This is a genomic window from Synechococcus sp. Cruz CV12-2-Slac-r (genome assembly GCF_024346075.1).
Lineage (GTDB): Bacteria > Cyanobacteriota > Cyanobacteriia > PCC-6307 > Cyanobiaceae > Synechococcus_D.
In genome coordinates, this window is the sequence record NZ_JAGQEK010000123.1 from 1 (window position 1) to 4,794 (window position 4,794).

Sequence of the window (4,794 nt, forward strand, 5' to 3'; positions counted from 1 at the left end):
AAACGGCTCAGGTGGCGGCGCTATTGGCAGAAGCAGTGGCAAATCACTTTGATCCCAGCGTGGTTGCCCTGGTGCAAGGGGGGGCAAGCACCGCTCAGGAGTTATTGCAACTGCCTTTTGATCACATTTTTTTTACTGGTGGAGCCAAGATCGGGCGCCAAGTGATGCTTGCAGCCGCAACGCAATTGATTCCAGTAACTCTGGAACTTGGCGGCAAAAATCCCTGCATTGTTTTAGATGACGCAAATCTTGAAATAACTGCTCGCCGCATCGCTTGGGGGAAATTTTTTAATGCCGGACAAACCTGCGTTGCTCCCGATTACGTGCTCGCCACAGCCGGGATAAGAAAACCGCTGGAGGAGGCAATAAAAGCTGCAGTGGAATCATTTTTCGGCTCAGATCCAAGCCTTTCAGCCAGCTACGGAAGATTGGTGAATCAGGCTCAATTCGATCGCCTTGAGGCACTACTGGAGGGGACTCAATTACTCAGTGGTGGGCAAAGGGATCGCAAAACTCTGTATTTCGCCCCCACCCTTGTTTCAGCCGAATTAAGCCAGCCAATAATGCAGGAAGAAATCTTTGGCCCGCTGCTGCCATTTCTAGAGGTAGCTGATCTTGCCTCTGCTATCGCCTTGGTGAACGAAGGAGAACATCCTCTTGCGATCTATCTGTTCAGCCAAAACCGCGAAGCCCAGGAACTGTTACTAAACAGCAGCCAATCGGGCGGCGTAGTTCTCAATGATGTGGTGGTGCAGGCTGCATTCTCAACATTGCCCTTCGGGGGGGTGGGCGCAAGCGGCATGGGCCGCGGCCACGGGCGCCATGGTTTTGAAACTTTTTCAAACCTGCGTTCAATTTTAAAACGCGGCTTTCAGCTTGATCTGCCCTTTCGCTATCCCCCTTACGGCAATCGCCTCAGCTGGCTGCGTCGCTTTCTGGATTAAGTAAGCGCCAGGGGGGACTGGCGCATCTCGCCAACTTCATTAATGTGCGCCTATTGATCTTTATTTGGTTATGAGAGCTCCCCTATTGGCTTTGCTGCTGCTAGTTGCTGCTTTGCCTTTACGGGCAGAAGACGCGGTTCATGTAGTGCAACCAAAGCAAACTCTTTCTGCTATTGCCCGTATCTACGGGATTCCGATGGCAAACCTAATCAGCCTTAATGGGATTGAAGATCCAAATAAAGTAAAAATTGGCACCTCCTTAAAACTGCCTGCAGGCCTTAAAGCAGTTGCCGCCACTCCAATTACAACAGCAACACCAATTACAACAGCAACACCAGTAGCAACTACAACAACTCCCACAAAAACAATTAAACCAGCTGCTCCATTGTTGTTAGCTAAAAAATCAACTAATCCTGATTGGCGTTATTACGGCCCTTTGCAAGTTGATTGGAGCAACTGGCGCACAATGGCCGGCAGCCTGGTGGCCCCCAGCATCAATAAAGAAGGCCAGCCCCTTTATGTAGCAGTTAATTGTGGTGCCAAAAAGCTCAACGTAACCGGTCCGGCAGGAGCTTGGAAAGCTTGGGAAATCCCATCCCAGGAATTTGAAAAAGACCTAGTTGCTTCGGTATGCCGCGATAAATCACTGCAAAGAGGTTGATCCCATAAATCTGCAGGCGCTTGCGGCCAGCGCAGGGGTCGCGGCTGCCGCAGAAACCTCTCCCCAGCTTCGCTAAGCCAGAGCCTTTTGCCGCAATCGTTATCAGCTACCAACTCAGCTTCCACCAGGCGCCTGAGGCGCCAGCGCCATAGGGGTGCCGGCTCTTCTGCAGATGCCAGATCAGCTCCTAAGGCAGCACTATCCAAACCTTTTGGGGCTGCAGCTAAAGCTTTCAACAATGGAATTGCATCTGAGCTGCCATCAATCAAGGAAACCGGCCGACGGCATCGATCGCACTGGCCGCAAGGGGCAGTTAATTCCCCCACTGCAGCCAATAGGGCCTGCTGGCGGCAATGAGCTCCTTCAGCCACCGATTCCATCAAACGCAATTGCTGATGGGCTAAACGATTACGCAGCTTGCTTTCGGGATCTTTTGCAGCATTAATTGCCCAAGCGAGGCCACTGCGGTCGCCATCGCGAAATAGCACCACCACCGCAGCCGGTTTGCCGTCACGGCCTGCCCGCCCTGATTCCTGCAAATAACCCTCAGGGCTTGAAGGCAGCTCCAGATGCAACACCAATCCCACATCAGGCCTATCAACACCCATGCCAAAGGCCACAGTGGCCACCAGCACAGGTTGTGGCTCCTGTTGAAACTGTTGCAAGGCGAGCAGCCTGCTTTCTGGATCCATGCCTGCGTGATAGGCAAGCACCGGCAAATTATGTTTACGCAATAGGTTTGCCCAGCGTTCAACCCCCCGACGGGTTCGGGTATAAATCAACACTGCCCCACGGGCTGCTTGGGCCTTTTTCAGCACCAGCTCAAGGGGATCCTCTGGTCGCCACAACATTTGATAAACAAGATTGGGACGCCTGGCTGAGCGAACCTGGATTAAGGGGCGCCGTAATTCCAATAGCCGAATCACATCAGCCCTCACCCTCGCTGGCGCTGTGGCGCTTAAGGCCACCAGCGGCACTCCAGGGCACAGCTGCCGCAATTGGCCAAGCCGTCTGTAGTCGGGTCTGAAATCATGGCCCCAGGCACTAATGCAATGGGCTTCATCTACTGCTATCGCCACCAATTGCCCCTGATCGATTAGTTCTTCAAGTAAGCGTCTGCAAGATTCACCTTTTAAACGTTCAGGAGCCAGATAAAGCAGCCTCAGCTGGCGCTGTTGCAATTGCTGCTGCAGCTGTTGATGCTCCTCCTGGCTTAGGCCCCCGTGTAAACAAGCGGCAGCTATTCCTTTACGGCGCAGCTGGGCCACCTGGTCTTGCATCAAGGCCACCAGCGGTGAAATCACCACCACTAAGGCTTGGCGCACTAACGCAGGCAATTGATAACAAAGGGATTTTCCCGCTCCAGTTGGCAATACAGCTAGACAATCGCGTCCAGAAAGCAAAGCTTCCACCACCTCCCGCTGGCCAGGCCGAAAATCGGTGTGTCCAAAGCTGTTGCGTAGGGTTTCAATTAATAGATCCGCACTTGGCGGACTAATAACTAAACCTTCTTTCTTAGATCTGCTCACAGCCAAACCATACCGGCAATAAAACACCAAGCAAGGCTCATTTCATTGCTTTTGATCAGTAATTAGACCTGTGCTCTAAATCTGTGGAGGTTCCAAATGATCAGCTGCTTCCTCTACCAATTGCAGCCTCAGTTTTTTTCCACCGGCCAATTCGCCAAGTGATACCCGAAGGTTGCTGCCACTAAGGGTTTCTAAACCCTGCAAGAGGCTGCGCAAATAGGGAGTACTACTGCCGCTTTCCAGCCAGAGCCGTTCATGCAAACCGCCAAGCCGGCGCCAGCTGGTATGCAGCTTGAGCACCGCTTGCTCCAACTGCTGAGCCTGACCCACCACATCAGCTACTAAGCCGAGCATGTCTAGGCGCTGGGCCTCTTGCATCGCCTTTTCAAGATCGATGGATTCATGTTGCAGGGCCCGCACCGCAAGGCCAGACTCCGCGGCCTTAGTTAGCCAGCGGGCGGTGAGGGTGACGTTTTTGATCTGTTCAATTTCAGGTTCTTCCTGCAGCACTCGCCGCAGGTCTTCCTGTTGTAATTCAGGCAAGCGGGCTAATTCCCGTACCAAAGGGGCTACCACTTTGGGGGGCAGCAGATTTTGTTGAGTGCGTTCACGAATGATCTGAGGCAACAGTTCACTGGTGGCAGAGGTGTATTGATCACTAAGGCGTCGCACCTGGGTGCGAGTTATTTGTTGGCCTTCATTGGCAGCTTCGCTGATCAATTGCTGCACCTCAGGATCCGCTTGGGCGGTTTCAAGAAAAGCGCGTTTGGAAAAGTTATTAACGCTGGATTCCTCGAGCAAACCGCCGCCCACGAGGCTGTCGGCGGATTCCGAGAGCTGAATTAAGCCGTAAGCCCTGGTTTTACTGATCTCCTGCTCCCGCAACCACTGCAAAAAGCCAGCACCTCTACCTTCGCCGCCGCGTTTCTCGCGATCTCTAACGGCTCCAAGAATGCGGCCACGCCAAATTTCAGTTTGAAGATCGAAGCGATCACATAGCTCCCAGGCCTGCTCAAGGCGGGCATGGAATTCAATGCTGCTGAGGTCGTCTTGGCTTGGATCAGGCAGATCTAAGTGGAGCACCGGTGCTTCCATCGAGGGGTTTGGTGCCACAACAAATCAAACAAAGGCCGCGACAAATCATGACGGGAGATCGGCAATGGGCTCTGGGGTAGGTAATTTCATTGAGACATCCCTAACACTGGCCCTGCGATGGCAATTTCCCGCGGCGACAAGGTGCGTATCAAGCGGCCTGAGTCTTACTGGTTCAACGAAGAAGGAACTGTTGCTTCCATAGACACCTCAGGCATCCGCTATCCAGTGGTGGTGCGCTTCGAAAAGGTGAATTACAACGGTTTCTCCGGCGTTGATGGCGGCATAAACACAAACAACTTTTCAGAAGCTGAGCTCGATCCTGCCTAAGGCGGGTGCCAGAACTTCCCGAGGTTGAAACTGTCCGCCGCGGCCTTCAGCAGCAGGTTGATGGCTTTGTGGTGCAAAGGGTGTGTGTATTGCGCAGCCGCGCTGTAGCGGCCCCTAAAGGGGATCCAGATGGCTTTGCTGCGGCCCTTAGCGGTTGCCGCATCAACGATTGGCAGCGGCGCGGTAAATACTTAATGGCAAAGCTTTCAAAGGGGGGCATCCCCGCCGGTGAGTTGGG

The 4,794-nt window shown here is 53.3% G+C and carries 5 protein-coding genes and 1 pseudogene; 4 read left to right on the plus strand and 2 right to left on the minus strand.

All coding sequences use genetic code 11. The features are described from left to right. Both KB557_RS08980 and KB557_RS11210 read left to right on the plus strand, forming a co-directional pair. On the plus strand, positions 1 to 944 hold a 944-nt coding region (locus KB557_RS08980), incomplete at its 5' end, for an aldehyde dehydrogenase family protein (protein WP_255133407.1). Between the two features lie 70 nt (positions 945 to 1,014). Further along, positions 1,015 to 1,203, plus strand: a pseudogene (locus KB557_RS11210) (LysM peptidoglycan-binding domain-containing protein); the annotation flags it as partial. 257 nt (positions 1,204 to 1,460) lie between these two features. Here KB557_RS11210 and KB557_RS08990 read toward each other — a convergent pair. Next, a complete protein-coding gene (locus KB557_RS08990) occupies positions 1,461 to 3,134 on the minus strand; it encodes an ATP-dependent DNA helicase RecQ (RefSeq protein WP_255133408.1) in 1,674 nt (557 codons plus the stop codon). Between the two features lie 75 nt (positions 3,135 to 3,209). Next, a complete protein-coding gene (locus tag KB557_RS08995; RefSeq protein ID WP_255133410.1) occupies positions 3,210 to 4,229 on the minus strand; it encodes a hypothetical protein in 1,020 nt (339 codons plus the stop codon). A 117-nt stretch (positions 4,230 to 4,346) separates the two neighbouring features. Between KB557_RS08995 and KB557_RS09000 the strand changes: the two genes are divergently transcribed. Together KB557_RS09000 and KB557_RS09005 are read left to right on the plus strand one after the other, a co-directional pair. Continuing rightward, positions 4,347 to 4,556, plus strand: a complete 210-nt coding sequence (locus KB557_RS09000; protein ID WP_255133409.1) for a photosystem I reaction center subunit IV — start codon at positions 4,347 to 4,349, stop codon at positions 4,554 to 4,556. 5 nt (positions 4,557 to 4,561) lie between these two features. Continuing rightward, on the plus strand, positions 4,562 to 4,794 hold a 233-nt coding region (locus tag KB557_RS09005; protein WP_315856216.1), incomplete at its 3' end, for a DNA-formamidopyrimidine glycosylase family protein.

Excerpts from the sequence above, each read along its gene's own strand:
- KB557_RS09000 (WP_255133409.1), top strand. The coding sequence starts at position 4,347 with ATGGCAATTTCCCGCGGCGACAAGGTGCGTATCAAGCGGCCTGAGTCT.
- KB557_RS08995 (WP_255133410.1), bottom strand. The coding sequence starts at position 4,229 with ATGGAAGCACCGGTGCTCCACTTAGATCTGCCTGATCCAAGCCAAGAC.